At 60.5% G+C, this 26,402-nt stretch carries 26 protein-coding genes and 1 other RNA gene; 19 read left to right on the top strand and 8 right to left on the bottom strand.

The annotated features are described in order from the left end of the window. Position 1: 1 nt before the first annotated feature. Together pepP and FUU19_RS17350 are read right to left on the bottom strand one after the other, a co-directional pair. Positions 2-1,318 carry a Xaa-Pro aminopeptidase gene (pepP, locus tag FUU19_RS17355; protein WP_141966762.1) on the bottom strand — a complete coding sequence of 439 codons (1,317 nt, stop codon included), beginning with the start codon at positions 1,316-1,318 and terminating at the stop codon, positions 2-4. A 55-nt stretch (positions 1,319-1,373) separates the two neighbouring features. After that, on the bottom strand, positions 1,374-1,952 hold the full coding sequence (locus FUU19_RS17350; protein WP_063990675.1) for a YecA/YgfB family protein: 579 nt from the start codon (positions 1,950-1,952) through the stop codon (positions 1,374-1,376). A 319-nt stretch (positions 1,953-2,271) separates the two neighbouring features. Between FUU19_RS17350 and zapA the strand changes: the two genes are divergently transcribed. From zapA to FUU19_RS17335, 3 genes are all read left to right on the top strand, one after another. Next, positions 2,272-2,601, top strand: coding sequence for a cell division protein ZapA (zapA, locus tag FUU19_RS17345; protein WP_004931621.1), 330 nt, complete (start codon positions 2,272-2,274; stop codon positions 2,599-2,601). 40 nt (positions 2,602-2,641) lie between these two features. Continuing rightward, positions 2,642-2,824, top strand: a non-coding RNA gene (ssrS, locus tag FUU19_RS17340) — 6S RNA. Positions 2,825-2,876: 52 nt separating this feature from the next. After that, positions 2,877-3,485 carry a 5-formyltetrahydrofolate cyclo-ligase gene (locus FUU19_RS17335; RefSeq protein WP_230490961.1) on the top strand — a complete coding sequence of 203 codons (609 nt, stop codon included), beginning with the start codon at positions 2,877-2,879 and terminating at the stop codon, positions 3,483-3,485. A 48-nt stretch (positions 3,486-3,533) separates the two neighbouring features. On the opposite strand, the gene serA is transcribed toward FUU19_RS17335, so the two are convergent. Next, the gene (serA, locus tag FUU19_RS17330) at positions 3,534-4,772 is read right to left on the bottom strand and encodes a phosphoglycerate dehydrogenase (protein ID WP_046687762.1); all 1,239 of its coding nucleotides are present in this window, start codon (positions 4,770-4,772) and stop codon (positions 3,534-3,536) included. A 292-nt stretch (positions 4,773-5,064) separates the two neighbouring features. Beyond that, positions 5,065-5,721, bottom strand: a complete 657-nt coding sequence (gene rpiA / locus FUU19_RS17325) for a ribose-5-phosphate isomerase RpiA (protein WP_230490959.1) — start codon at positions 5,719-5,721, stop codon at positions 5,065-5,067. Positions 5,722-5,925: 204 nt separating this feature from the next. Here rpiA and FUU19_RS17320 point away from each other — a divergent pair, with 204 nt between their 5' ends. Beyond that, positions 5,926-6,819, top strand: coding sequence for a LysR family transcriptional regulator ArgP (locus tag FUU19_RS17320; RefSeq protein WP_197834344.1), 894 nt, complete (start codon positions 5,926-5,928; stop codon positions 6,817-6,819). A gap of 48 nt (positions 6,820-6,867) precedes the next feature. Here the strand turns inward: FUU19_RS17320 and FUU19_RS17315 are convergent, their stop codons facing one another. The 3 genes from FUU19_RS17315 to FUU19_RS17305 form a co-directional block, all read right to left on the bottom strand. Beyond that, entirely contained in the window at positions 6,868-7,599 is a 732-nt protein-coding gene (locus FUU19_RS17315; RefSeq protein WP_025160209.1) for an oxidative stress defense protein, read from the bottom strand. 121 nt (positions 7,600-7,720) lie between these two features. Next, positions 7,721-8,338, bottom strand: coding sequence for an arginine exporter ArgO (argO, locus tag FUU19_RS17310; protein ID WP_025304159.1), 618 nt, complete (start codon positions 8,336-8,338; stop codon positions 7,721-7,723). A 125-nt stretch (positions 8,339-8,463) separates the two neighbouring features. Next, positions 8,464-9,282 carry an IclR family transcriptional regulator gene (locus FUU19_RS17305; protein ID WP_025304160.1) on the bottom strand — a complete coding sequence of 273 codons (819 nt, stop codon included), beginning with the start codon at positions 9,280-9,282 and terminating at the stop codon, positions 8,464-8,466. A gap of 374 nt (positions 9,283-9,656) precedes the next feature. Here FUU19_RS17305 and FUU19_RS17300 point away from each other — a divergent pair, with 374 nt between their 5' ends. From FUU19_RS17300 to FUU19_RS17245, 12 genes are all read left to right on the top strand, one after another. Next, positions 9,657-11,210 carry a sugar ABC transporter ATP-binding protein gene (locus tag FUU19_RS17300; RefSeq protein WP_230490958.1) on the top strand — a complete coding sequence of 518 codons (1,554 nt, stop codon included), beginning with the start codon at positions 9,657-9,659 and terminating at the stop codon, positions 11,208-11,210. Next, entirely contained in the window at positions 11,203-12,285 is a 1,083-nt protein-coding gene (locus tag FUU19_RS17295; protein WP_230490957.1) for an ABC transporter permease, read from the top strand. Before FUU19_RS17300 ends, FUU19_RS17295 begins: the two co-directional genes overlap by 8 nt. Before the next feature lie 14 nt (positions 12,286-12,299). Beyond that, entirely contained in the window at positions 12,300-13,400 is a 1,101-nt protein-coding gene (locus tag FUU19_RS17290; RefSeq protein WP_025304163.1) for an ABC transporter substrate-binding protein, read from the top strand. Continuing rightward, complete coding sequence (locus FUU19_RS17285; protein ID WP_173888423.1) at positions 13,397-14,272, top strand: SMP-30/gluconolactonase/LRE family protein; 876 nt, start codon at positions 13,397-13,399, stop codon at positions 14,270-14,272. Before FUU19_RS17290 ends, FUU19_RS17285 begins: the two co-directional genes overlap by 4 nt. Positions 14,273-14,528: 256 nt before the next feature. Then, the gene (gene yiaK, locus FUU19_RS17280) at positions 14,529-15,527 is read left to right on the top strand and encodes a 3-dehydro-L-gulonate 2-dehydrogenase (RefSeq protein ID WP_025304165.1); all 999 of its coding nucleotides are present in this window, start codon (positions 14,529-14,531) and stop codon (positions 15,525-15,527) included. Between the two features lie 13 nt (positions 15,528-15,540). After that, positions 15,541-16,011, top strand: coding sequence for a NanQ anomerase/TabA/YiaL family protein (locus tag FUU19_RS17275; RefSeq protein ID WP_049199283.1), 471 nt, complete (start codon positions 15,541-15,543; stop codon positions 16,009-16,011). 125 nt (positions 16,012-16,136) lie between these two features. Next, a complete protein-coding gene (locus FUU19_RS17270) occupies positions 16,137-17,432 on the top strand; it encodes an MFS transporter (protein WP_230490956.1) in 1,296 nt (431 codons plus the stop codon). After that, positions 17,432-18,922, top strand: a complete 1,491-nt coding sequence (locus FUU19_RS17265) for an FGGY-family carbohydrate kinase (protein ID WP_304622321.1) — start codon at positions 17,432-17,434, stop codon at positions 18,920-18,922. Before FUU19_RS17270 ends, FUU19_RS17265 begins: the two co-directional genes overlap by 1 nt. Continuing rightward, a complete protein-coding gene (gene ulaD, locus FUU19_RS17260; RefSeq protein WP_230490954.1) occupies positions 18,919-19,575 on the top strand; it encodes a 3-keto-L-gulonate-6-phosphate decarboxylase UlaD in 657 nt (218 codons plus the stop codon). The genes FUU19_RS17265 and ulaD overlap by 4 nt, the downstream gene beginning before the upstream one ends. A gap of 1 nt (position 19,576) precedes the next feature. Further along, positions 19,577-20,437, top strand: coding sequence for an L-ribulose-5-phosphate 3-epimerase (locus FUU19_RS17255; protein ID WP_060444422.1), 861 nt, complete (start codon positions 19,577-19,579; stop codon positions 20,435-20,437). Next, positions 20,431-21,126 (top strand): L-ribulose-5-phosphate 4-epimerase, encoded by a 696-nt coding sequence (araD, locus tag FUU19_RS17250; RefSeq protein ID WP_025304171.1) that lies wholly within the window; start codon positions 20,431-20,433, stop codon positions 21,124-21,126. Before FUU19_RS17255 ends, araD begins: the two co-directional genes overlap by 7 nt. Before the next feature lie 142 nt (positions 21,127-21,268). Continuing rightward, positions 21,269-21,967, top strand: a complete 699-nt coding sequence (locus tag FUU19_RS17245) for an RluA family pseudouridine synthase (protein ID WP_187321693.1) — start codon at positions 21,269-21,271, stop codon at positions 21,965-21,967. 7 nt (positions 21,968-21,974) lie between these two features. Here the strand turns inward: FUU19_RS17245 and FUU19_RS17240 are convergent, their stop codons facing one another. Beyond that, entirely contained in the window at positions 21,975-22,514 is a 540-nt protein-coding gene (locus FUU19_RS17240) for a DUF2058 domain-containing protein (RefSeq protein WP_230490953.1), read from the bottom strand. Between the two features lie 315 nt (positions 22,515-22,829). On the opposite strand from FUU19_RS17240, the gene FUU19_RS17235 reads away from it, so the two are divergent. The 3 genes from FUU19_RS17235 to FUU19_RS17225 all read left to right on the top strand — a co-directional run bounded on the left by FUU19_RS17235 (position 22,830) and on the right by FUU19_RS17225 (position 26,386). Continuing rightward, on the top strand, positions 22,830-23,807 hold the full coding sequence (locus FUU19_RS17235; RefSeq protein ID WP_230490952.1) for a DUF1852 domain-containing protein: 978 nt from the start codon (positions 22,830-22,832) through the stop codon (positions 23,805-23,807). A 25-nt stretch (positions 23,808-23,832) separates the two neighbouring features. Continuing rightward, positions 23,833-24,864: a methionine synthase gene (locus FUU19_RS17230; RefSeq protein ID WP_141966737.1), complete on the top strand. Its 1,032-nt coding sequence runs from the start codon at positions 23,833-23,835 to the stop codon at positions 24,862-24,864. 172 nt (positions 24,865-25,036) lie between these two features. Continuing rightward, positions 25,037-26,386: an MFS transporter gene (locus FUU19_RS17225; RefSeq protein ID WP_230490951.1), complete on the top strand. Its 1,350-nt coding sequence runs from the start codon at positions 25,037-25,039 to the stop codon at positions 26,384-26,386. The last annotated feature ends 16 nt before the right edge of the window (positions 26,387-26,402 follow it).

The following is a 26,402-nucleotide window of genomic DNA, read 5'->3' as shown; positions in this document are numbered from 1 at the left end:
TTTATGACCTTGCCGCCGCCATCAACGCTTCGATAGCATCGGCGTCTTTCACCACGGTGGCGGTCAGGTTTTCATTGCCGTCGGCGGTGATCACGATGTCGTCCTCGATACGGATACCGATGCCGCGGTATTCCGCCGGCACGTCCGCATCCGGCGCAATGTACAGCCCCGGCTCCACGGTCAGCACCATGCCCGGCTCCAGCAGCCGATCGCGGCTCGGCGTGCCGTAGTGGCCGACGTCGTGCACATCGAGGCCCAGCCAGTGGCTCAGCCCATGCATGAAGAATTGACGGTGCGCCTGCTCGGCGATCAGCGGGTCGACTTCACCTTTCAACACGCCCAGCTCCACCAGCCCGACCACCATGATGCGCACCACTTCGTCGTTGACTTCGCGGATGCTGGTGCCGGGTTTGAACAATTCCAAAGCGCGCAGCAGCGACGCCAGCACGATGTCGTACACCGCGCGCTGCGGCTTGCTGAACTTGCCGTTGACCGGGAAGGTGCGGGTGATATCCCCGGCATATCCCTGGTACTCGCAGCCGGCGTCGATCAGCACCAAATCGCCGTCGCGCATCGGGCTCTCGTTCTCGGTGTAGTGCAGGATACAGCCGTTTTCGCCGCTGCCGACGATGGTGTTGTAAGAGGGGTAGCGGGCGCCGAGGCGGGTGAATTCATGGTGAATTTCCGCTTCCAACTGATATTCGAACATGCCCGGGCGGCATTTTTCCATCGCGCGGGTATGCGCCAACGCGCTGATCTCACCGGCGCGGCGCATCACCGCCAGCTCTTCCGGTGACTTGAACAGCCGCATGTCGTGCAGCCACGGCCGCCAGTCGGTCACGGTGGCCGGCGCCTGCAGATTCTGGCGGAACCCCTTGCGCAGCTTGTCCAGCGCGCCGAACAGGATCTGATCGGCATAGGCGTATTCGCCCTGCGCGTGGTAGACCACGTCCAGGCCGTTGAGCAGCAGGTGCAGCTGGTCATTGATTTCATCGAACGGCAGCGCGCGATCCACGCCCAGCTTCGCCGGCGCGGCGTCTTGCCCCAGACGGCGGCCAAACCAGATTTCCGCCGTCAGATCGCGCACCCGGTTAAACAACACGCTGTGGTTGTGCGTTTCGTCGCTTTTAATCAGCACCAGCACCGCTTCCGGCTCATTGAAGCCGGTCAGGTACCAAAAGTCGCTGTTCTGCCGATAGGGATAGTCTGAATCTGCACTGCGCGTCGTTTCCGGCGCAGAGAAAATAACCGCCGCACTGGCCGGCGCCATTTTCGCCAACAGCGCCTGACGGCGGTTGTTGAATTCCTGCTGAGTCATTACCTTCTCCTGAAATCATGCCATCCGCACCGCCGGCGGAGGGGCGATAGAACGTTTAGTGCAACGTCGGTTTGATGTTTTCCGGCGCCGTCGGCTTGTGACGGGTGAATTCGCCGTGGCACATGATGGCGGCGACCCGCACATATTCCGCCACTTCTTCCAGCGACTGTTCCAATTCTTCCTGATCTTCGTCTTCGTCGTAGCCCAGCTGCGCGATGTTGCGCAGATCGTCGATCGCTTCACCGACCTCGTCTTTCACCTGAGCCAGCTTCGGCTGCATCATGCCCAGCCCGAGCAGGAAGTGGTTGACCCAACCGCCCAGCGCATCGGCGCGATCGAACACGCTGACGATCTCCCCTTCAGGCAGCATCAGTTGGAATAGGAATTCATCGTCTTCCAGCGTTTCACGCGTTACTTCATACAGCTGTTGCAGCGGTTGGCTGAGCGCCTGCGGGAAGGCCACGCCTTCGTTGGTCAGATCGTGCACCAGCGCCTGCCAGCCGGCGTCACGGCTGCCGCCGCACAGCAGGCCGCTGATCAGGCCGTGCATTTCTGCCGCGGTCAACGCCACCGACTGCTGGTTGAGGGCCACGGTCAAAGATTGGTAACTTGGAAATGTATTCTGTATAGACATGCGCATTCGTCATCGTTGGCAGGATAAGTTCGTGTTATGCTACCACCAAGGTCCGTCGCTATACCAGATAAGCGCGACACCTCAGTGGCTAGTTATAATCGCGATGTGGCAGGTTTCACACTGCGCCGTCGGGTGGCGAAAGTGCGGTAAATACGCATTTTGAAACCCTTTTTTGACTGGCAATGTGCGCCACAGTAGATTACAACCAGGTACTGAAAAAGGGGTTGTATCTTGGTACCGAGGTATATATAGTGGCGCCCGCTTTGACGGCCCGGCCAGGGCGGACAAGGCTGGCGCGAAATTTAGGCAGGAAGGTGGCATGTCTGCACAACCGGTAGATATTCAAATTTTTGGCCGCTCGTTAAGAGTCAATTGCCCGCCAGAACAACAAGATGCGTTGAATATGGCGGCGGACGATCTTAACCAACGGTTGCAAGATCTTAAAGTTCGCACTAGAGTCTCCAATACTGAGCAACTGGTTTTCATCGCGGCATTGAACGTCTGTCACGAACTTGCTCAAGAACGGTTGAAAACCCGTGACTATGCGTCCAATATGGAACAACGCATACGGATGCTGCAGCAGACCATTGAACAAGCGCTGCTTGAACAAGGTCGCATCTCTGAACGTCAGGATGCACAATTCGAATAACTTAAGTTGTTGAAATCAAAGTTTCGGCAACGAGTACAAAATTTCTCTGAGATGTTCGCCAGCGGGCCAGTCCCCTGAGCCGATATTTAGTACAAACAGAATGTGTTGCTCCGCGATCGGTGAGCACGCTCGGTGCGCCGAGAAGCCTTAAGATTGCGACGGCACGTTCACCTTGAACCATGGGTTCAAGGGTTACAGCCTGCGACGGCATCTCGGAGATTCCCCTTCTCAGCGGTTTATGTGTGCTGAACGCCACACTGAGCAAGCCTGATACGATGTCTTTTCAACCCCAATTCGCGCAGCAGCGCCAAGCCATTCGCCAACTCATTCGCCAACGCCGACGCGAACTTACGCCGGATCAGCAACGCTTTGCCGCAGACAAGATAACCGAGCGCCTTGCCGCACATGCACGCATTCAGGCGGCGCACAGCATCGCGGTATTTTTGTCGTTTGACGGCGAACTCGATACCGAGCCGCTGATCGAGCAGCTGTGGACGCTCGGCAAACGGGTTTACCTGCCGGTGCTGCACCCGTTCAGCCCGGGTCACCTGCTGTTCCTGCGCTATGCGCCGGAAACGCCGCTGGTACGCAATCGCTTCAATATTCTCGAGCCCCGCCTCGATGTGCGCCAGGTGTTGCCGCTGGGCGAACTTGACGTCGTGCTGACGCCGCTGGTGGCATTCGATCATACCGGGCAGCGTTTGGGCATGGGGGGCGGTTTTTACGATCGCACCCTGCAAAACTGGCGCAGCGGCGGCCCCTATCCCATCGGTTTGGCCCATGATTGCCAGCAGGTGGAGCGCCTGCCGACCGAGCACTGGGATATCCCGCTGCCGGAAATCCTCACCCCGCTCTGCAGCTGGGCGTGGCACGAGCCCAAATAGCAAAAGGCCGGATCGCTCCGGCCTTTTTCGTTGCGGCAAGCCGCCGAATCAGAACAGCAGACGGGCGCGAATGGTGCCGTCGATGGCCTTCATGCGCTGCAGCGCAGCGTCGGCGCGTGCGATTTCCGCTTCGATGTCGATCACCACGTAGCCGATTTCCGGCCCGGTTTGCAGATACTGGGCGGCGATGTTAACCCCCTCTTCGGCGAAGATCTGGTTAATCTGCGTCAGCACACCCGGACGGTTTTCGTGGATGTGCAGCAGGCGGCTGGCGTTCGGACCATGCGCCGGCAGCGACACTTCCGGGAAGTTGACGGCGGACAGAGTCGATCCGTTGTCGGAGTATTTCGCCAGCTTGCCGGCCACTTCGTCGCCGATGTTCTCCTGCGCTTCCTGCGTGGAACCGCCGATGTGCGGCGTCAGCAGCACGTTGTCGAACTCACACAGCGGCGAGTTGAACGGATCGCTGTTGGTCGCCGGCTCTTCCGGGAAGACGTCGATCGCCGCGCCCGCCAGGTGATTGCTGGCCAGCGCGTCGCACAGCGCGGGAATATCCACCACGGTGCCGCGCGAGGCGTTGATCAGAATCGCGCCCGGTTTCATCAGCGCCAGCTCTTCCGCCCCCATCATGTTCTTGGTGGCCAGCGTTTCCGGCACGTGCAGCGTCACCACGTCGCTCATATTGAGCAGATCGGACAGATGGCGCACCTGCTGCGCGTTACCTAACGGCAGCTTGTTCTCGATATCGTAGAAGAACACTTTCATGCCCAGCCCTTCGGCCAGAATGCCCAGCTGGGTGCCGATGTGGCCGTAGCCGATGATGCCCAGCTTTTTGCCGCGCGCCTCATAAGAGCCCACGGCCAATTTGTGCCACACGCCGCGGTGCGCCTTGGCGTTGGCGGCCGGAATACCGCGCAGCATCAACAGCAGCTCGCCCAGCACCATTTCGGCCACGGATCGGGTATTGGAGAAGGGGGCGTTGAAGACCGGAATACCGCGTTTGGTCGCCGCTTTCAGATCAACCTGGTTGGTGCCGATGCAGAAGCAGCCCACCGCCACCAGTTTTTCTGCGGCGGCAAACACCTCTTCGGTCAGATGCGTACGCGATCGGATGCCGACGAAGTGTGCATCGCGGATGGATGCCTTCAGCGATTCGGTGTCTAACGCACCCTTGTGGTATTCGATGTTGGTATAACCGGCGGCACGTAAATTATCGACCGTGCTCTGATGAACCCCTTCCACCAACAGGAATTTAATCCTGTCTTTCTCCAATGATACTTTTGCCATTTACCCGACCCTATGTTCAGACTTCAGAAGCGGCTGTGACGACACAGCTCCCATCCAACATAACAAAAATAACGCGGGCGGCAATACAAACGATTGCCTGCCCGGCAGGACAAGGCGCAGCGTTCATGGCGGTTTACGGCAGAAAATGCCATAGGGAAAGTTTTCGGCAGAAGCTTTGGGGAGTCAGGTTTCACAATGTGACATAAGTCACCAAATTTGCCGTTTTTCAGAAAAGATATTTTAACCGAAGAATTATGCGGCCCGGCGCTACCGGGCCACAGACGGCGGAGGCTTATTTGACCACTTTCACGCCTTCCGGGGTGCCGACCAGCGCCACGTCCGCGCCGCGGTTGGCGAACAGCCCCACGGTCACCACGCCGGCGATGCCGTTGATCTTGTTCTCCAGCGCGATGGGGTCGGTGATGCTCAGGTTATGCACATCGAGGATCACGTTGCCGTTGTCGGTCACCACGTTCTGGCGATACTCCGGCAGGCCGCCGAGTTTCACCAGCTCGCGCGCCACGTAAGAGCGGGCCATCGGGATCACTTCCACCGGCAGCGGGAACTTGCCCAGCACGTCCACCTGCTTGCTGGCGTCGACGATGCAGATGAATTTCTTGGCGATGGCAGCGATGATCTTCTCGCGCGTCAGCGCAGCGCCGCCGCCCTTAATCATCTGCATATGACCGTTGATTTCGTCCGCGCCGTCCACGTAGATATCGAGCGAGTCCACTTCGTTGCTGTCGAACACGTGGATGCCGAGGCTTTTCAGCTTGGCGGTGGAGGCGTCTGAGCTGGACACCGCGCCTTCGATCTGGTGCTTGATGGAGCCCAGCGCGTCAATAAAGTGGGCGGCGGTAGAGCCGGTGCCAACCCCGACGATGGTGCCCGGCGTCACGTATTCCAGCGCCGCCCAGCCCACCGCTTTTTTCAGTTCATCCTGCGTCATAATATGTCCCTTGCCTCTGTACGAAAACGTGTGCGTATTATAGGGTAAAACGCTGTTTTTCACGCCGGCAGGATCACACTTATTTACCGCAGCCCGCATTTTTACCCGCTTGGCGGCGAGCTGGGGGCGTGATTTTTCCACCTGCGCCGTGCGCAAAATGTGGCATAGTGCCGGTATCATTCTAATTTAAGGGATATCTTTCCGATGAAACGCCCAGACTATCGTACGCTGCAAGCGCTGGACGCGGTGATCCGTGAGCGCGGCTTCGAGCGCGCCGCGCAAAAACTCTGTATCACGCAATCGGCGGTATCCCAACGCATCAAACAGCTGGAAAACCTGTTCGGCCAACCGCTGCTGGTCCGTACCGTGCCGCCGCGCCCGACCGAACAAGGGCAAAAGCTGCTGGCGTTGCTACATCAGGTGGAATTGCTGGAAGAAGAGTGGCTCGGCAACGACACCGGCATCGATACGCCGCTGCTGCTGTCGCTGGCGGTCAACGCCGACAGTCTGGCAACCTGGCTGCTGCCGGCACTGAAACCGGTGCTGGCGGACTCCCCCATTCGCCTGAATCTGCAGGTGGAAGATGAAACCCGCACCCAGGAGCGGCTACGCCGCGGTGAGGTGGTGGGCGCGGTGAGTATTCAGCCGCAGCCGCTGCCGAGCTGCCTGGTGGATCGGCTGGGAGCGCTGGACTACCTGTTCGTGGCCTCCAGCGGCTTCGCCGAGCGCTACTTCCCGAACGGCGTCACCCGTTCCGCGCTGTTGAAAGCGCCGGCGGTGGCCTTCGATCATCTCGACGACATGCATCAGGCATTCCTGCAGCAGAACTTCGATCTGTCGCCGGGCAGCGTGCCCTGCCACATCGTGAACTCATCGGAAGCCTTCGTGCAGCTGGCGCGTCAGGGCACCACCTGCTGTATGATCCCGCATCTGCAGATCGAAAAGGAGCTGGCATCCGGTGAACTGATCGATCTGACGCCGGGGCTGTACCAGCGCCGCATGCTGTACTGGCACCGCTTCGCGCCGGAAAGCCGCATGATGCGCAAAGTGACCGACGCGCTGCTGGAACACGGTCACCTGGTGCTGCGTCAGGATTAAAACGAAAAAAGGTTCGCCGCAGCGAACCTTTTCTTCAATACGATAACCTTACTGCGCGGCGTTACGCTGCAGCTCGAACACCACGTCCACCTGATCGTCGAAGTGAATGCTTTGCTGTTCATAGGTTTGCGCCGCGTCGCTTTCCGCCGCTGCACCGGCCGCCTTATACATCCGCGCCACCGGCATCGGCTGGTAGTTGGCGACCCGATAGCGAATGCTGTACACCGGCCCCAGCTTGGCGTGGAAGCCCTTGGCCAGGGATTCGGCCTGCTGAGTCGCGTTCTCGATAGCTTTTTGCCGCGCCTGCTCGCGATACACGTCCGGCTTGGCGACGCCCAGCTCCACCGCGCGGATCTCGTTCAGGCCGGATTTCAGCGCACCGTCCAGCAGCTCGTTCAGCTTGTCCAGCTGACGCAGGGTCACCTGCACCTGGCGCACCGCCCGGTAGCCCTTCAACACCGACTCGCCGGTTTTCAGGTAATCGTATTCCGGCTGGGTGCGCAGGTTGGCGGCGCTGATGTCTTTCTTCTCGATGTTGTTTTTCTGCAGGAAATCAAAGTACTGCGCCACGCGCTCGTCCACCTGCTTCTTCGCCTGGGCGGCGTCTTTGGAGGAAACGCTCACTTCGATCGCCAGGGTGGCGATATCCGGCGTGGCGTCCACGCTGGCGGTGCCGGAGGTGACGACGTGCGGCCCTTCAGGCACTTCAGCCGCCTGCAGCGCCATCGGTAACGTCCCTAATCCGACCATTGCGGCCATAGCCAATGCTTTTAGCTTCACAGTGTCTCCTTAATGACAGGCTGTCTCTGATCGCCGGCTTTTCCCTGTGAGAACCGCCGGATTCCTGGCATCAAACGTAGCATATCGCACGGCGTTTTGAATTCGGATTAGTGACAAATTCTTATAAATTTGCCCCCTGCCAGGCCAGCTGCAGCGCGATGCCCCACATCACCAGCCCGACCAGCGCGTTGATGATGCGCTGCGCCCGCTGCGTGTTCAGCCACGGCGCCAGCCAGGAGGCCAGCAGCGCCAGGCCGAAGAACCACACCGCCGACGCGCTGACCGCGCCAAGCGCGAACCAGGAGCGCACGTCCGCCGTCAGCTGCCCGCCCAGGCTGCCGAGCACCACAAAGGTGTCCAGGTACACGTGCGGGTTCAGCCAGGTGACCGCCAGCATGGTGACCACGAGGCGCCAGCGGCTCTGCGCCAGCTCCTGCGCCGCGGCCTGCGCCGGTTGCGGGCTGAAGGCGGAACGGAACGCGCCCCACCCGTACCACAGCAGAAACGCCACCCCGCCCCAGGTGACCAGCGCCAGCAGCAGCGGCGAACGGGTCAGCAATGCGCTGCCGCCGAAAATCCCGGCGCAGATCAGCACGATATCGCTCAGCGCGCACAGCGAGGCAATCATCAAATGATACTGGCGGCGAATACCCTGGTTCATCACGAATACGTTCTGCGGGCCCAGCGGCAGGATCATGGCGGCGCTCAGGGCAAAACCCTGCAGGAAGACGGCTAACATGGGAGATTCCTCGAATGATAAAAGGCGCCGGACGAAGGCGCGTGTCGGTCAACACGCGCATCATACGAGGAAGCGATCATTAGGTGAAATTGATGTTTCTAATCCAGTATCAGAGACGCTAATACTTAAATCGGCGTGACGAACCCCAGCTCCTGAGAGATGCGTTGCGCGGTGGCCAGCACCGGTTTGATCAGGCTTTTGACGCCGATCTGCTGCAGCTTGGCGGTCGGCAGAGAAACCGACACCGCATAAGGCACGCGCTGTTGAATATCGAACACCGGTGCCGCCACGCAGGAGACCCCCAGCTCGTTTTCCTCGCGATCCATCGCCATGCCGCGCTGACGAATATCGGCCAACTCCTCATACATCTTCGGCAGCTCGGTAATGGTATTGCGCGTCAGCGTCTGAATCTCCTGCTGGTGAGTCTGCCAGTAGTGAGCCGGGTAATCATCGTTGCCGTAAGCCATGAAGATTTTACCCATCGCCGAACAGTACAGCGGCATATGCTGGCCGATATAGGCGCGGGTGCGCATCATGCCGGTGGTCGGCTCCAGCTTGTAGATCAGGATGACGTGGTCGTCTTCGCGGCTGGAGAAGTTGACCGTCTCGCCCACTTCCAGGTTCAGCTGTTCCAAATGCGGCGCGGCCACGTGAATGATGTTGAGTGACGACAGCGCCTTCTGGCCGATGGAAATGAACTTGGTGGTCAGACGGTAGCTGCCCGGCGACGGCGCCTGGGTCACATAGCCGCTGGTGTGCAACCCCTGTAGCAAGCGGTGCACCGTGCTCTTGTTCATGCCGGCCAGCTCGGACAGATGCGCCAGCGGACATCCGTTGGGGAAATTGCTCAGGATCTCAATCAACTGCAAACCGCGGAACAGGCTTTGGCTGCCCAACGGTTTGTCTTTCTTGTCATCTTTCTCGTCGACGGCTTTCAGGCTCATAGCGAAAATCTCTCCAGTGTCGAACCGCCAACCGGCGCTGCGGCGAAGTCAGCAGGCTCTTTGCCGGGCATGTTACCCCAAGGCCCGCATCAGGTGAAGACGGAACGCCGTTTCATTGTCCGCAGCGGGCCAAAAATCCGCAATATTTCCCCCACATTGAAGTGAGCCATCGGTCACATTTCCGCAAAGTAAAAAATAACTCATTGTTTAATAACAACAATTAAAACCTCATCGCCTTTGATTTAGCGCAACGAACGTCATATTATTTTTGAAACTGAATTTCGCATGTTGAAATTTAAAGGCCAGATACTCACCAGCGGTTTAGCTGATTTGCCCGGCATCTTCGCACGGGCGCAACACCAGGGGCGCATCACATGACTATCGATAATGCGGCACAACCCATCCTTACCCTCAACCACATCGTCAAGCGATTTGGCGGCAACGTGGCGGTCAACGACGTCAGCCTACAGGTGATGCCGGGCGAGGTTCTGGCGTTGCTGGGCGAAAACGGCGCCGGTAAATCGACGCTGATCAAAGTGCTGGCGGGCGTCTACCCGCGCGACGGCGGCGATATTCGCTTTCAGGGCGCAAGCATCGCCTCCGCCGCCGCGATAAAAAGCGCCAGCCGCCAGCCGATCGCTTTTATTCATCAGGATCTCGGCCTGATCGAATGGATGACGGTGGCGGAAAACATGGCGCTGGTGATGGGGTTTCCCCGCCGCTTTGGGTTGATCGACTGGCGCGCCATTCGCCGCCGGGCGGCGCAGGCGCTGCACGACGTCGGCATCGCACTCGATCCCGATGCGCGCGTTTTCGAACTGTCGCGCACCGAAAAATCGCTGCTGGCGATCGCTCGCGCGGTGGCGGTCAATGCCGAGCTGCTGGTGCTGGATGAACCGACCGCCTCCCTGCCCGCCAACGACGTGCGTCATCTGTTCGCCGTGATCAACCGGCTGCGCGCCAAAAAGGTCGGCATGATTTACGTCACCCACCGCCTGGACGAAGTGATCGAAATCGCCGACCGGATCTGCGTGATGCGCGACGGGCGCTATGTCGCCGGCGGCCGCACCGCCGACTACTCGCTGCGCGATCTGGTGCAAACCATCGTCGGCGAAGCGATGGCGGACGATCAGCGCGAACCGCTGCCGGAACATCGTCCGCCGGTGCTGCAGCTCGATAGCGTCACGGTGGGCGATATCGGCCCGGTGAGCTTCGACTTGCAGCCGGGCGAGATGCTGGCGCTGGCCGGCCTGCGCGGGGCCGGACAAGAAGAAATTGGCCGGCTGCTGTTCGGGTTGCGCCAGGCCGACGGCGGCACGATTCGGTTTCGCGATCGACCCTATCAGGCGAGCACCCCGCAGCAGGCAATGGCCTGCGGCGTTTCGCTGGTGGCGGGCGATCGCACCGGCGAAAGCCTGGTGATGTCGATGACCGTGCGTGAAAACCTGTTTATCAACCCCTGCGCCAGCGGCCACCGGCTGCTCTCCCGCTACGGACGGCGAGCGGAGATCGGCGCCAGTTGGTGGAAGGTGCAGCTGTTCGACGTACGCCCCAAGGACGTCAATATCGATATCAGCGCACTGTCCGGCGGCAACCAGCAAAAGGTGGTGATGGCGCGCTGGATGCATCTGGGGGCGCCGCTGCTGATCCTGGAAGATCCCACCGCCGGCGTGGACGTCGGCGCGCGAGCGGAAATCTACCACCTGCTGAATAAATCCCTGGCGGAAGGCGTGGCGGTGCTGGTTATCTCCAACGATTTCGAGGAGATCGCCCATATTTGCAACCGCGCACTGGTATTCAACCGCGGGAAAGTGGTCGGCGAGCTGAAAAATCAGCAGGTGTCATTCGCCAATTTATTGGAGCTGGCCTCAGCCAGCACCGGGGAAAGCGTCGCAATCACGTCAGAATCCGAGGTAGGCCATGTCTAAAACATCCGTTAAATCAACCGCGCTGGAGCAGCGCGTCAGTCTGGCGCAGGACGGCGCCGGCCCGTGGCTGATGCAGGTTCTCACCCGCTATGGCCTTCTGCTGCTGTGCATCGCGCTGGTCGTGCTCTTCTCACTGCTCACCCCCTCCTTCGCATCGATGCTGACGCTGCAGGCTATCTTGTCGAGCAAGGCCAAAATCGCCCTGTTGGCGCTGGCGGCGACCATCCCGATGATCGTGGGCAAGATCGATCTTAACGTCGGTTTCGGCATTGTGCTGTGGCACATTCTGGCGATCACGCTGCAGGTGGAATACGGCTTCTCCTGGCAGATGGCGGTGCTGACGGTGCTGGCGATCTCGGCGCTGTACGGATTGCTGAACGGCATTCTGGTGGCGCTGGCCGATATCGACAGCTTCGTCGCCACCCTCGGCTCCGGCACCGTACTGTACGCCATTGCCCTGTGGCACTCCGGCGGGCGGCAGATCGTCGGCGACTTGCCGGATGCCTTCATCGCGCTGCACCACACCGAGATCGCCGGCATTCCGATCGTGGCGTTTTACGTGCTGATCGTCGCGGTGGTGCTGTGGCTCATCACCGAACACACCCCGCTCGGCCGCTGCATGTATGCGGTGGGCGGCAACCCGGCGGCGGCGCGCCTGAACGGCATCTCGGTCAACCGCTTTACCATCGGCGCCTTCATCGCCTCCAGCGTGCTCACCGGTTTCAGCGGCGTGTTGATCGCCGCCGAACAGGGCGTCGGCCAGGCCGGCGTCGGCATGGACTATCTGCTGCCGGCGCTGGTCGGCGCCTTCCTCGGCAGCACCACCATTCGCCCAGGGCGCGTCAACGTCTGGGGCACCGTGGTCGGCATCGCCATTCTGGCTATCGGCATCGCCGGCATTCAGCAGTTCGGCGGCGAATTCTGGGTCGAGCCGCTGTTCAACGGCGCGACGCTGTTGCTGTCGATCACTCTGGCCGGCTATGCCCAACGCCGTCGGCTGCTCAATCAGAAAGCGGTACAACGCAGCCAGGCGACGCCGGCTGACAACAACAATCAGACAGCGACCCACCCTTAAACCAGGAGCACACCATGAAACGCATTTGGCTGTTACCGGGGTTCACCACATTCTTGCTCGCCGCATCGCCGGCCTGGGCCGACGCCTATCTCGATCAGGCCACCGCCGCCGTCGCGAAGGCTACCGCCAGCGCCACCCAGTGGGACGGCCCCACCAGCGGCCCGCAGTTGCAGGCCAACAAGAAGATCATTTTTATCGCCTCCGACATGAAGAACGGCGGCGTGCAAGGGGTGCAACAGGGGCTGAGCGAAGCGGCAAAAGCCGCCGGCTGGAAGCTGGAAACGCTCGACGGCGGCGGCTCGGTGAAAGATCAGCTGGCATCGCTCAATCAGGCCATCGCCCAGAAACCGGACGGCATCGTGATCGGCGGCTGGAACCCTAACGTCGCCAAGATCCCGCTGAAAAAGGCCGTACAGCAGGGCATCGTGCTGACCGCCTGGCATGCGGTGCCGGAACCGGGCCCCATCGCCAAATACAACGTGTTCTATAACGTCACGTCGGATTCCAACGAAGTGGCACGCATCGCCGCGCAATACGCGGTGGTGCAGTCCGGCGGCAAGGCGAGCGTGTTGATCTTCACCGACTCGCTGTACCAAATCGCCTTGGACAAGGCCAACGTCATGAAAGAAGAGATCGCCAAATGCAGCGGCTGTACGCTGCTGGAATTCATCGACACGCCGCTGGCAGATACCGCCAACCGCATGCCGGCGATGACCTTCAGCCTGCTGCAGAAGTACGGCGACAAATTCCAATATGCGCTGGCGATCAACGATCTGTACTTCGACTTTATGGCGCCGGCGCTGAAAACCGCCGGCAAAGGCGGCAAGAACGCGCCTTACAACGTGTCGGCCGGCGACGGTTCAATCTCCGCTTACCAGCGTATCCGGTCGGGCGACAGCCAGTCGGCGACGGTGCCGGAGCCCTTGAAGCTGCACGGTTGGCAACTGCTGGACGAATTCAACCGCGCCTTCGCCAAGCAGCCGCCTTCCGGCTACGTGACCCCGGCGCATCTGGTCACCCGCGACAATATCGCCGCCGACGGCGGCGCCAATAACCTGTATGACCCGCAAAACGATTACCAGGGCCACTACAAAGCGATCTGGGGCGTGAAGTGAACGGCGGCATTCGGCATTCATTGCGCACGCACGCTCAGCTCGAGCGTTTGTGCTCACCGGCGATCTGGGCCGAGGGGCCGGTCTGGCTGCCACAGGAGGATGCGGTGGTGTTCAGCGACGTGAAAGGCAATCGCATGTTCCGCTGGTCGCGCCGGGGTGAGCTGAGCCTATACCGCTCGCCGTCGCACTATGCCAACGGCAATGCGCGCGACGGCGAGGGCCGCGTGGTCAGCTGTGAACACGGGCGGCGCGGCATCAGCCGCACCGAAAGCGATGGCGAGGTGCGCCTGTTGATCGACCGCGTCGACGGCAAGCGCTTTAACTCGCCGAACGACGTGGCGGTGCGTTCCGACGGCACCCTGTGGTTCACCGATCCGCCCTACGGCATCATCGGCGACGAAGAGGGTTACAAATCAGAAAGCCAGGTAATCGGCTGCTATCTCTACAGCTTCGATCCGCGCGACGGTTCGCTGACCATCGCCGCCTGCGACCTGCAGCGCCCGAACGGCCTGGCGTTTTCACCGGATGAAAAATGGCTGTACGTTGCGGACATGTCGATCGTGGATTTTCCGACGCTGGGCCGCCGCGAGCTGCGCGTCTATGCGGTCAACGGCCGCGAGCTGGAAGCCGGCCGCCGTTTTGCAACCGTGGAACCCGGATTCCCGGACGGCTTCTGCGTCGATCGGGCCGGCAATCTGTTTTGCAGCTGCGCCGACGGCGTGCTGGTCTTTGATCCACAGGGGCGACAGATCGACAAAATCAGCGTGCCGGAACGCGTCTCCAATTGTACCTTCGGCGGCCCGAACGGCGATGAACTCTATATCACCGCCACCACCTCGCTCTACCGCATGGTGCTGAACACCCGCGGTTAACCGGGGTCTCGCAAGACGCAGGGTGGGTTTTGATCCGCCCTGCTTTGTCACGTCTGAAGCACGCCATCTCCACCAAAACGTGGCGGCGATCACAAAATCACCACTCAATTTTAACGTCATGTTTTTCATGAATAATTTTACTCCCCCTTGCTTTGACTTCCCTGAATCACCGGGATAGCATTTATTTGAAATGCAATTTCGCATATTGAAATTTAGCGAACCAAAAACAGACGATTTGCACAGGCGGAGAACCGGCATGAGAGTGAGTTACAGCGAGTTAAAACAGCAATTCAAACGCGTGCTGCTGGCGCGCGGCGTGGCGGAACATCTCGCCGACGACTGCGCCGGCATGTTCGCCGACACCACCGCCAGCGGCGTTTACTCCCACGGCGTTAACCGCTTTCCGCGCTTTATTCAGCAGCTGGACGCCGGCGATATCGTGCCGGACGCCGAACCCAGCAAACTGTTGTCTCTGGGGGCGATCGAGCAATGGGATGCGCACCAGGGCATCGGCAACCTTACCGCCCGCCGCATGATGGATCGCGCCATGCAGTTAGCCGACGAGCATGGCATCGGCCTGGTGGCGCTGCGCAACGCCAACCACTGGATGCGCGGCGGCGGTTACGGCTGGCAGGCGGCGGAGAAAGGCTATATCGGCATTTGCTGGACCAACTCGATCGCCGTGATGCCACCGTGGGGCGCCAAAACGTGCCGTATCGGCACCAACCCGCTGATCGTCGCCGTGCCCGGCAACCCGATCACCATGGTGGACATGTCGATGTCAATGTTTTCCTACGGCGCGCTGGAGCTGAACCGGCTGGCGGGCAAAACCCTGCCGGTGGACGGCGGCTTCGACAACGACGGCCGCCTGACCCGCGATCCGGCCACCATCGAAGAGAACCGGCGCATTTTGCCGATGGGGTATTGGAAGGGATCGGCACTGTCGATCGTGCTGGACATGATCGCCACCCTGCTGTCCGGCGGCGCCTCGGTGGCGGAAGTGACGGAAGATCACCGCGACGAATACGGCGTCTCGCAGGTGTTCATCGCGATTGAGATAGACCGGTTGATCGACGGCGACAGCCGCGATCAAAAACTGCAGCGCATCATGGATTACGTCACCAGCGCCGAACGGGACAACCCCGACGTCGCCATTCGCCTGCCGGGCCACAAGTTCCCGCGCATTCTGGAAGAAAACCTGCGCGACGGCATTCCGGTTGACGAACGAGTCTGGGCGCGCATTCAGGCGCTGTAACGGGAGGATCATCATGATATTCGGCCACATCGCCAACACCGCGCCCGAGCAGTACCCGACGCCGGTCGCCAACGCCGTCGCCTATTTGCAGCGCACCGATTTCAGCGTCTTGCCCGCAGGGCGCTATGAAGATCCCGCCACCGGCTACGTGGTGCAAGTGCTGGATCTGCATACCCAACCACCGGATGCGCTACGCCCGGAAGTCCACCGGCAAAACGTCGACGTGCAGTTTCTGGTCAGCGGTACCGAGCTTATCGGCGTAGCGGCGGACAACGGCGACAACGTCATTCATCAGGAGCTGCTGGCGCAGCGCGACATCCTGTTTTATCAGGACGTGACCGACGAATCCTGGCTCACAATGCGGCCCGGCAACTTCGCGGTATTTTTTCCGCAGGACGTGCATCGCCCGGCCTGCATTAACCAACGCCCCTGCGCGATACGCAAGGTGGTGGTGAAGATACCGCTGGCGTCGTTTAGCGCCTGATAGACGCAACACCCGTAACGATAACAACACCGGTCCATGAGGCCTGTGCGGGCGCCCTTGCGCCCAAATCAAGCAAAACAATAACGCCCGACCCTACAAAAAAGCGAACATCGAAAGAGGTCCTTATGAATACAGCCTCCGTTTCCGTCAGCCAAAGCCAGGCGATACCCAAGCTCCGCTGGCTGAGGATCGTGCCGCCGATCCTCATCACCTGCATCATTTCTTACATGGACCGGGTCAACATCGCCTTCGCCATGCCCGGCGGCATGGATGACGAACTCGGCATCACCGCCTCGATGGCCGGGCTGGCCGGCGGCATCTTCTTCATCGGTTACCTGTTTCTGCAGGTGCCCGGCGGCAAGCTGGCGGTATACGGCAACGGCAAGAAATTCATCGGCTGGTCACTGCTGGCCTGGGCGGTGATCTCGGTGCTGACCGGCCTGGTCACCAACCAGTACCAGCTGCTGTTCTTGCGCTTCGCCCTCGGCGTTTCCGAAGGCGGCATGCTGCCGGTGGTGCTGACCATGATCAGCAACTGGTTCCCGGATAAGGAGCGCGGCCGCGCCAACGCCATCGTCATCATGTTCGTACCGATCGCCGGCATCCTCACCGCCCCGCTGTCGGGTTGGATCATCACCGCCTGGGACTGGCGCATGCTGTTCCTGGTGGAGGGCGCTCTATCGCTGGTAGTCATGGCGCTGTGGTATTTCACCATCAGCAACCGGCCGCAGGAAGCCAAATGGATCTCGCAGGCGGAAAAAGAGTATCTGGTGAAGACCCTGCACGACGAACAGCTGCTGATCAAAGGAAAAACGGTGCGCAACGCCTCGCTGCGCCGGGTGCTGGGCGACCGGATCATGTGGCAGCTGATCCTGGTGAATTTCTTCTACCAGACCGGTATCTACGGCTACACCCTGTGGCTGCCGACCATTTTGAAAGGGCTGACCCACGGCGATATGGAGCAAGTGGGCCTGCTGGCTATCTTGCCCTATATCGGCGCCATCTTCGGCATGCTGATCATCTCCACCCTCTCCGATCGCACCGGCAAGCGCAAAGTCTTCGTCGCCCTGCCGCTGGCCTGCTTTGCCGCCTGCATGGCGCTGTCGGTGCTGCTGAAAGATCACGTCTGGTGGTCTTACGCTGCGCTGGTCGGCTGCGGCGTGTTTATTCAGGCGGCGGCCGGGGTGTTCTGGACCATCCCGCCCAAATTGTTCAACGCTGAAGTGGCCGGCGGCGCGCGCGGCGTGATCAATGCGCTGGGCAACCTCGGCGGCTTTTGCGGCCCGTATATGGTCGGCGTCCTGATCAGCCTGTTCAACAAGGATGTCGGCGTCTACAGCCTGGCGGCCTCGTTGGCGATCGCCTCCGTGCTGGCGTTGATGCTGCCCAATAAATGCGACCACAGCGCGAGGAGCGAATGATGGAATATTGGCTGGGACTCGACTGCGGCGGTACCTTCATCAAGGCGGGATTATACGACCGCAGGGGCCATGAACACGGCGTTGCGCGGCGCAATCTGGCGATCATCGCGCCGCAGCCCGGCTGGGCCGAGCGCGATATGGCATCGCTGTGGCGCACCGCCGCCGACGTGATCCGTGAAGTGCTGTCCGGCAGCGGCGTCGCTGCCGGCGCCATCCAGGCCATCGGCATCTCGGCGCAGGGTAAGGGGGCGTTTCTGCTGGATAAGCAGGGGCAGCCGCTGGGTAACGCCATGCTCTCTTCCGATCAGCGCGCGCTGGCGCTGGTGCAGGAATGGCAGCGACAGGGCGTGCCGCAGGCGCTGTATCCACAAACGCGCCAAACGCTGTGGACCGGGCACCCCGTCTCGCTGCTGCGCTGGCTGAAGCGGCATCAGCCGGAACGTTACGCCCGCATCGGCAGCGTGCTGATGGCGCACGACTACCTGCGCTATTGCCTGACCGGCGAGCTGGCCTGCGAAGAAACCAATATCTCCGAATCCAACCTGTATCAGATGCGCAGCGGACGCTATGACCCGGCGCTGGCGCAGCTGCTGGGTATCGGCGACATCATGCCCGCCCTGCCGACGATTGTCGGTTCGGCCGAGATCGCCGGGCGCGTCGAGGCAAACGCCGCGGCCATCACCGGCCTGCAAACCGGCACCCCGGTGGTCGGCGGGTTGTTCGACGTAGTGTCCACCGCACTGTGCGCCGGCCTGCAGGACGAAACCCGACTCAATGCGGTGATGGGGACCTGGTCGGTCACCAGCGGCATCACCGACGCCATCGTCGAGGGTTTCGATCATCCCTTTGTCTATGGCCGCCACGCCGAAAACGGCCAATACATCGTGCACGAAGCCAGCCCCACTTCCGCCGCCAACCTGGAGTGGTTCTGTCGCCAATGGGGGCTGCAGGACTACGACCAGCTTAACCGCTGGGTCGCCGCCCTGCCGAAAGCCGCCGGCGATCTGCTGTTCGCCCCTTTCCTGTATGGCTCCAACGCCGGCCTGGGGCTGAGCGCCAGCTTCTACGGTCTGCAGGCTTTCCACCAGCGCGAGCACCTGGTGCAGGCGATCTACGAAGGCGTGGTGTTCTGCCACATGACGCACCTTAACCGCATGCGCCGGCGTTTCCCTGAGGCGCAGGCGCTGCGCGTGACCGGCGGCCCCGCCAAATCTCTCCCCTGGATGCAAATGTTCGCCGACGTCAGCGGTCTGCCGGTTGAGCTGCCGCAGGTGGAAGAAACCGGCTGTCTGGGCGCGGCGATGGCGGCCATGGTCGGCAGCGGCGTCTTCAACGATTTCACCGCCGCCCAGCACCGGCTGGCGCCGCGTATCGAGCGGCTGCTGCCTGATGCGGCCGCCGCCGAAGCTTACGACAACAAACACCAACGTTATCAGGCGCTGATTGCTGCATTGCAACATCTGCAGCCCGCCAACAAGGAGGCCCCATGAGCAAGAAACCGCGCCTGCAGCTGGCGCTCGATCAAACCCGTTTGGATACGGCGCTGCGCACCGCCGAGACCCTCAGCCCTCATGTGGACATCATCGAGGCCGGTACCATTTTGTGCATCAGCGCCGGCATTCAGGCGGTTAGCGCGCTGCGCGAGCGCTGCCCGCAGCACACGCTGGTGGCCGACCTCAAGGTGGCCGACGCCGGTGCGACGCTGGCCGAGCAGGCCTTCGGTCAGGGTGCGGACTGGATGACCGTGATCTGCGCCGCGCCGTTGGCCACCATGGCCAGCGCGCGGGAGGTCGCTGAGCGTCACGGCGGTGAAATCCAGATCGAACTGTTCGGCCGCTGGACATTGGAGGATGCGCGGCAATGGCGCGGCCTCGGCATTCGCCAGGCGATCTATCACCGCGGCCGCGACGCGCAGGCCAGCGGGCAAACCTGGGGCCGGCAGGATCTGGATCGGATGAAGGCGCTGTCCGATCTGGGCATCGAGCTGTCGGTAACCGGCGGCATCACGCCCGCCGACCTGCCGCTGTTTAAAGAGATCGCCGTCACCGCCTTTATCGCCGGCCGCGCGCTGGCCGAGGCCGGTGATCCACCGGCGGCCGCCAGGCAGTTCCGCACCGCCATCGATGACATCTGGAGATCATGATATGCGTCAGCACCCGTTGGGAATTTACGAGAAAGCGCTGCCGAAACACCTGAGCTGGCCCGAACGCCTGGCGCTGGCCAAGGCCTGCGGCTTCGACTTCGTCGAAATGTCGGTGGACGAAAGCGATGAACGTCTGGCGCGCCTGAGCTGGAGCAAGGCGCAGCGCCTGGCGCTGGTGGACGCCATGCTGGAAACCGGCATTCGCATCCCGTCGATGTGCCTCTCCGGCCACCGGCGCTTTCCGTTTGGCAGCCACGATCCGGCGCTGCGACAGCGCGCCTTCGACGTGATGGAACAGGCCATTCAGCTGGCCAAAGATGTCGGTATCCGGACGATCCAGCTGGCCGGCTACGACGTGTATTACGAAGAGCAGGACGAGGGGACGCTGGCGCGCTTTAGCGAAGGCATGCAGTGGGCGGTAGACCGTGCCGCCGCCGCCCAAGTGATGCTGGCAGTGGAAATTATGGACACCGCCTTTATGAACTCGATCGGTAAATGGAAAGCCTGGGATGCCCTGCTGGCCTCACCGTGGTTCACGGTGTATCCGGACGTCGGCAACCTCAGCGCCTGGGGCAATGACGTGCCGCGCGAGCTGGAGCTGGGCATCGATCGCATCGCCGCCATTCACCTGAAGGACACCTACCCGGTCACCGCCGCTTCGCCGGGGCAGTTCCGTGACGTGCCGTTTGGCGAAGGCTGCGTCGACTTCGTCGAGGTGTTTCGCACGCTGCAGCGCCTCAATTACCGCGGCGCATTCCTGATTGAGATGTGGACAGAAAAAGCCGAGGAGCCGGTGGCCGAGATCGTTCAAGCCCGCCGCTGGATCGAACAGAAAATGCAACAAGGGGGCATGACATGCTGACTCAGTTAAAACAACAGGTGCTGGAGGCCAATCTCGATCTGCCGCGCCATAAGCTGGTGACCTTTACCTGGGGCAACGTCAGCGCGGTGGATCGCGAACGCGGTCTGGTGGTGATCAAGCCTTCCGGCGTTGAATACGAGCATATGACGGCGGAGGATATGGTGGTGGTCGATCTGGCCAGCGGCCGCACCGTCGAGGGGGCAAAAAAACCGTCGTCGGATACCGCCACCCATCTGGCGCTGTACCGCGAATTTGCCGATATCGGCGGCATCGTCCACACCCATTCGCGCCACGCCACCATCTGGGCGCAGGCCGGGTTGGACATCCCCGCCTGGGGAACCACCCACGCCGACTATTTTTATGGCGCTATCCCCTGCACTCGCCTGATGACCCAGGATGAAATTGAGCACGATTACGAACTGGAAACCGGCAACGTGATTATCGAAACCTTCCGCCAGCGCGATATCAATCCCAACGCGATCCCAGCGGTACTGGTCAATGCCCACGGCCCCTTCGCCTGGGGCAAAGATGCCCACAACGCGGTGCATAATGCGGTGGTGCTGGAAGAAATTGCCTACATGGGCATTTTCTCGCGCCAGCTGACGCCGGGCATTCACAGCATGCAGCGCGAGCTGTTGGACAAACACTACCTGCGCAAACACGGCCAAAACGCCTACTACGGGCAGTAGAGCGCCGGGGACTTAACCGTGGCACCCGATGCTTTGCCGCATCGGGTGCCAACGGGCATGAGGCGCAGTGCTGCGAAAACCGCATTCGCTCATCGACGCGAAATTCGCTATCATCCGCACCCACCCTCCAGCCGGCCACCCGATGTCTACGATCACCGATACCTTTATCGCCCCGCCCTGCCATGACCAAATAGAGATCCTCTATCAGGACGATCATCTGGCGCTGATCAATAAGCCGGCCGGGCTGCTCAGCCTCTCGGGCAAGAATCCGCAGAATCTCGATTCGGTACACCATCGGCTGGTTCAGATCTTCCCCGGCTGCGCCCTGGTGCACCGCCTGGATTTCGGCACGTCCGGGTTGATGGTGGTGGCCCGCAACAAAGCCGCCAACGCCGCGCTCTGCCGGCAGTTCAGCGAGCGCACCGTCAGCAAAGTGTACAGCGCGCTGCTCTGCGGCCATCTGGCGGATAACGAAGGGGTCATAGACGCGGCGATCGCCAAAGATCCGGCGCTGTTCCCGCTGATGTCGATTTGCGCCCTCCACGGCAAACCCGCCCGCTCCCACTATCGGGTCGTCGAGCGTTTTTATCGTGAAGCGGAGGGCGGGATCTCGCTGCCGCTGACGCGGGTGCAGCTCACCCCAGAGACTGGGCGCACCCACCAACTGCGTATTCACAGCCGGCAGTTGGGCCACCCTATTTTAGGTTGCGATCTGTATGGCGGGCGCCTGCTGCCGGGTACCGAACAGACGCCGCGGCTGATGCTGCACGCCAGCGAGCTGGACTTTGTGCACCCCGTCCGTGGAGAGCGGATCGCCGCTCGTCACGCCGCGCCGTTCTGAACGCGGCTTACCACATCAAATCGTCGGGCACTTTGAAGTCGGCGTACGGATCGTCTTCATCCTGCTCTTCCTGACTCAGCGCGCTGTGCAGCACAATGCTGGCCGCATCGCGCTGCGCGATTTTATCGGCGACGCTCGCGGGGATAATCGCGTATTCACACTCTTCGCGGTTCTCGACCACCAAGCGGGCAATGGCGAGACGGCCATTGATCAGCTGGGTCTGCGTCGCCTTATCCACCAGGATTTTCTTGATCAGGTTACCGTCGGTGAAGTTGAAACCGATATCGCCTTTCGCCAGGACGATGCGGTTCATCTCGATCAGTTGCTTCACCTGCGCCTTGTATTCTTTGGACAGCGTGGCTTGCTTTTGCTGCTCGTTCAGCTGCTTATCGCGCTCAAGCTGCGCCTTTTTATTCTCTTCCACCGCCTCTCTGGCCTCGCGGGCCTGAACGCGTGATTTTTTAGCCGTTCTTTGGACTTTGGCCATTTTCTTGCTGGTTACCAAGCCCGCTTTGAGCATCTGCTCTTGTAAGGTGAGTTTTGTCATGTTCGTGTCTGAAGCCGTGGAGTCATGGGGGGATTATACCCGTAATTTTTCAGGCTGCACCAGGTTGCCGGCCCTGTAGTTGGCAGTTTGCGCTGCAGGGCAACGGCGGCAAACCGACACGAACGCCAGATCATGAACAGCGCTCATGTGGTAATGAAATTAAGTCTCTTTCACTCCCTGCGGGACTCTGGCAAAAATAGACCTCATTAACGACAGACAATATGAAATCGGCTGAATAAAAAAAGAGAAAAACAACCCATTGAAATAAATGGATAAATCCAGCCTTCATATCATATAACAGGATGCTATAAGACGATGAATAGAGACTTTGCCTTTACGATTAAGAGCAGTTCTTTCAATGAAGACTATAACCCTTCTGAAAGTACGCGTATCACCACCAACTTCGCCAATTTGGCCAGAGGGGAAAACCGCCGGGAGAACCTGCGCAACACGCTGGTGATGATTAACAATCGCTTCAATTCGTTGGCGCATTGGGATAACCCCAAGGCCGACCGCTACTCGGTCGAACTTGAAATCATTTCGGTTGAGATGCGCGTTGAAGATCAGGGGGCCAGCTTCCCGGTGATCGAAATCCTGAAAACCAACATCATTGATAAAAAAACGCAAAAGCGTATTGAAGGCATCGTTGGGAACAATTTCTCCTCTTACGTGCGCGATTACGACTTTAGCGTCTTGCTGCCGGCGCACAATAAAAACACGGCGGAATTTACCATTCCAGATGATTTCGGCGATTTGCACGGCAATATCTTTAAGCACTTCGTCAATTCAAACGAATACCATGAAAATTTCAGCAAACCGCCGGTGATCTGCCTCAGCGTGTCCAGCAAAGACACCTATCATCGGACGGGCAATCAACACCCGGTGTTGGGCGACGAATATCGGCAAGACGGCGCTTCGCTGACCGACCGGTATTTTAAAAAAATGGGCCTGCAGGTGCGCTACTTCATGCCGAAAAATAGCGTCGCGCCCCTGGCGTTCTATTTCCCTGGGGATTTGCTGAGCGATTACACCGATCTGGAACTGATCGGCACCATCAGCACGATGGAGACCTTCCAGAAAATCTATCGGCCTGAAATTTACAATGCCAACGCGGCGGCGGGGCAATGCTATCAGCCAAGCCTGAATAACCAGGATTATTCATTAACCAAGATTGTTTACGATCGCGAAGAGCGTAGCCAGTTAGCGATTGAGCAGGGGAAATTTACGGAAGAGCAATTTATCAAACCCTACAAGCCTCTTCTTGAGCAATGGTCTGCTCACTACGCGCTTTGATTCACTCAAATACAGGTCATCTATTATGAAAATATTGCTCCCTACGTCGACCGCCGGCAGCTTGCCTAAACCTTCCTGGCTGGCCCAACCGGAAACCCTGTGGTCGCCCTGGAAATTGCAGAATGAAGAATTAATCGAAGGGAAACAGGACGCCTTGCGTTTGTCGCTGGCAGAGCAACAACTGGCCGGCATCGATATCGTCAGCGATGGCGAGCAAACGCGCCAGCACTTCGTCACGACGTTTATCGAGCACCTCAGCGGCGTCGATTTCGAGAAACGCGAAGTGGTTAAAATCCGCAATCGCTACGAGGCGAGCGTGCCAACCGTTGTGGGGGCGGTCTCGCGCCAAAAACCCGTTTTCGTTGAAGACGCCAAATTTTTACGCCAGCTGACTAAGCAGCCGATTAAATGGGCCCTGCCGGGGCCGATGACCATGATCGACACGCTTTATGACAACCACTATAAAAGCCGCGAGAAATTGGCCTGGGAGTTCGCCAAGATCCTCAATCAGGAAGCTAAAGAGCTCGAGGCCGCCGGCGTCGACATTATTCAGTTTGATGAGCCCGCATTTAACGTGTTCTTTGACGAAGTGAATGACTGGGGCATCGCCGCCCTGGAAAGAGCCGTTGAGGGGCTTAAGTGTGAAACGGCCGTACATATCTGCTATGGATACGGCATTAAGGCCAACACCGACTGGAAAAAGACGCTGGGCTCAGAGTGGCGGCAATATGAAGAGGCGTTCCCCAAGCTGCAAACGTCTACTATCGATATTATCTCACTGGAGTGCCATAACTCGCACGTGCCGATGGATCTGCTTGAACTGATTCGCGGTAAGAAAGTGATGGTCGGCGCCATTGATGTAGCGAATCATACCGTTGAGACGCCGGAGGAAGTGGCCGCTACGCTGCGCAAAGCGCTGCAGTTTGTCGATGCCGACAAGCTCTATCCGTCGACCAACTGCGGCATGGCTCCCCTGCCTCGTCAGGTCGCCAGCGGCAAGCTGAATGCCTTGAGTGCGGGTGCCGAGATCGTGCGCCGTGAACTGTTAGCCAAGTAACCTTGCCAATCGCCCGCCACAGGTCCCTCCTGCGGCGGGCGAGTATCATCGACGCCCTCTCCCCGCAACGCCCCCCCTCTGGTGTATACTCGGATCTCTACGCGATGCCAGCCACAGCGGCCTGAACAGCCCCTCAGCCAGCCCACACCAGCTTAATAACAGTGGAACCCTCATGAGCCCAGATACCGCTCGCATCAGCGAAATTATCGATCGCGCCAGGATCTCGCCTTATCAAATCCTCATCCTCACCCTGTGTTTCCTGATTGCCCTGCTGGATGGCTTCGATACCGCCATCATCGGCTATATCGCCCCGGCGCTGCGCGAAGAGTGGGATCTGTTGCCCGCTCAGCTCTCTCCTGCCTTCGGCGCGGGGCTATTCGGCTTGCTGATCGGCAGCCTGCTGTTCGGGCCGATCGCCGACGCCCTCGGCCGCAAACGCGTGCTGCTCGTCGCGGTGCTGGTGTTTGGCGGCTGCACCCTGGCTTCCGCCTATACGCATTCAATCGAGTCCCTGACCCTGCTGCGCTTCATCACCGGCATTGGCCTCGGGGGCGCGATACCGACTTGCATTACCCTCAGCTCAGAGTACTCACCGGCGCGCCGCCGCATGCTGATGGTCACCCTGAGTTGGAGCGGCTTTACCGCCGGATTGGCCCTGGGCGGCCTGCTGGCCGGGCAGATCATCCCGGCGTTCGGCTGGCGCGGCGTGCTGCTGGTCGGCGGCATTGCGCCATTGGCACTGCTGCCGCTGTTGGCCTGGCAGATGCCCGAGTCGGTACGCTTTATGGCCGCCAGCGCCAAACATGCCGATCGGCTGCGCCGGGTGGTCGAGCGTATCACCGGCCAGCGTTGGACGGGGGTCACCATCGTCGATGACGAGCGCCCGGCACAGGCCACGTCGCCGATCTCGCACCTGTTTATCGAAGGACGCGCCGTGCGCACCCTGCTGCTGTGGGCGGCGTTCTTCTGCTCGCTGTTCGTGTTCTACCTGCTCACCAGCTGGCTGCCGACGATCCTCAAAGACGCCGGTTACGATATCGCCCACGCCTCGCGCATCGGGGCGATGGTGCCGCTCGGCGGCACCCTGGGCGCCATCCTGATGGCGCTGCTGATGGACCGGGTCGGGCCCTACCGCGTGCTGGCCGTCTCCTACCTGGGCGCCGCGCTGGTGATCGGCGCGACCGGGTATCTGATGGGCGACGCCTACACGCTGGCCGCCATTGTGTTCCTGATCGGCTTCGGCGTGGCCGGTGCGCAGAACGGCCTGAACCTGGTTTCCGCCACCCTTTACCCGACCGCAGCCCGGGTGACCGGCGTCAGCTGGGCCATGGCCAACGGCCGCTTCGGCTCGATCGTCGGCTCGATGCTCGGCGCCTGGATGATGACCGCCGCCGGATCGGCGGAAGTGTTCTTCCTCTGGCTGGCGCTGCCGGCGCTGCTGGGCGCGATCGCCATCTTCCTGCTCTATCGCCTCAGTCTGCGCCGTCGCGCGCCGCTCGCGGAACCGGCCGCTGGCGCCTGACCTCGCGGAAAAGAAA

The organism is Serratia montpellierensis (genome assembly GCF_020858655.1).
In the GTDB taxonomy this organism is placed as follows: Bacteria; Pseudomonadota; Gammaproteobacteria; order Enterobacterales; family Enterobacteriaceae; genus Serratia; species Serratia montpellierensis.
Note: the sequence above shows the minus strand (reverse complement) of the source record. Positions and strands in the feature narration are given on the sequence as shown.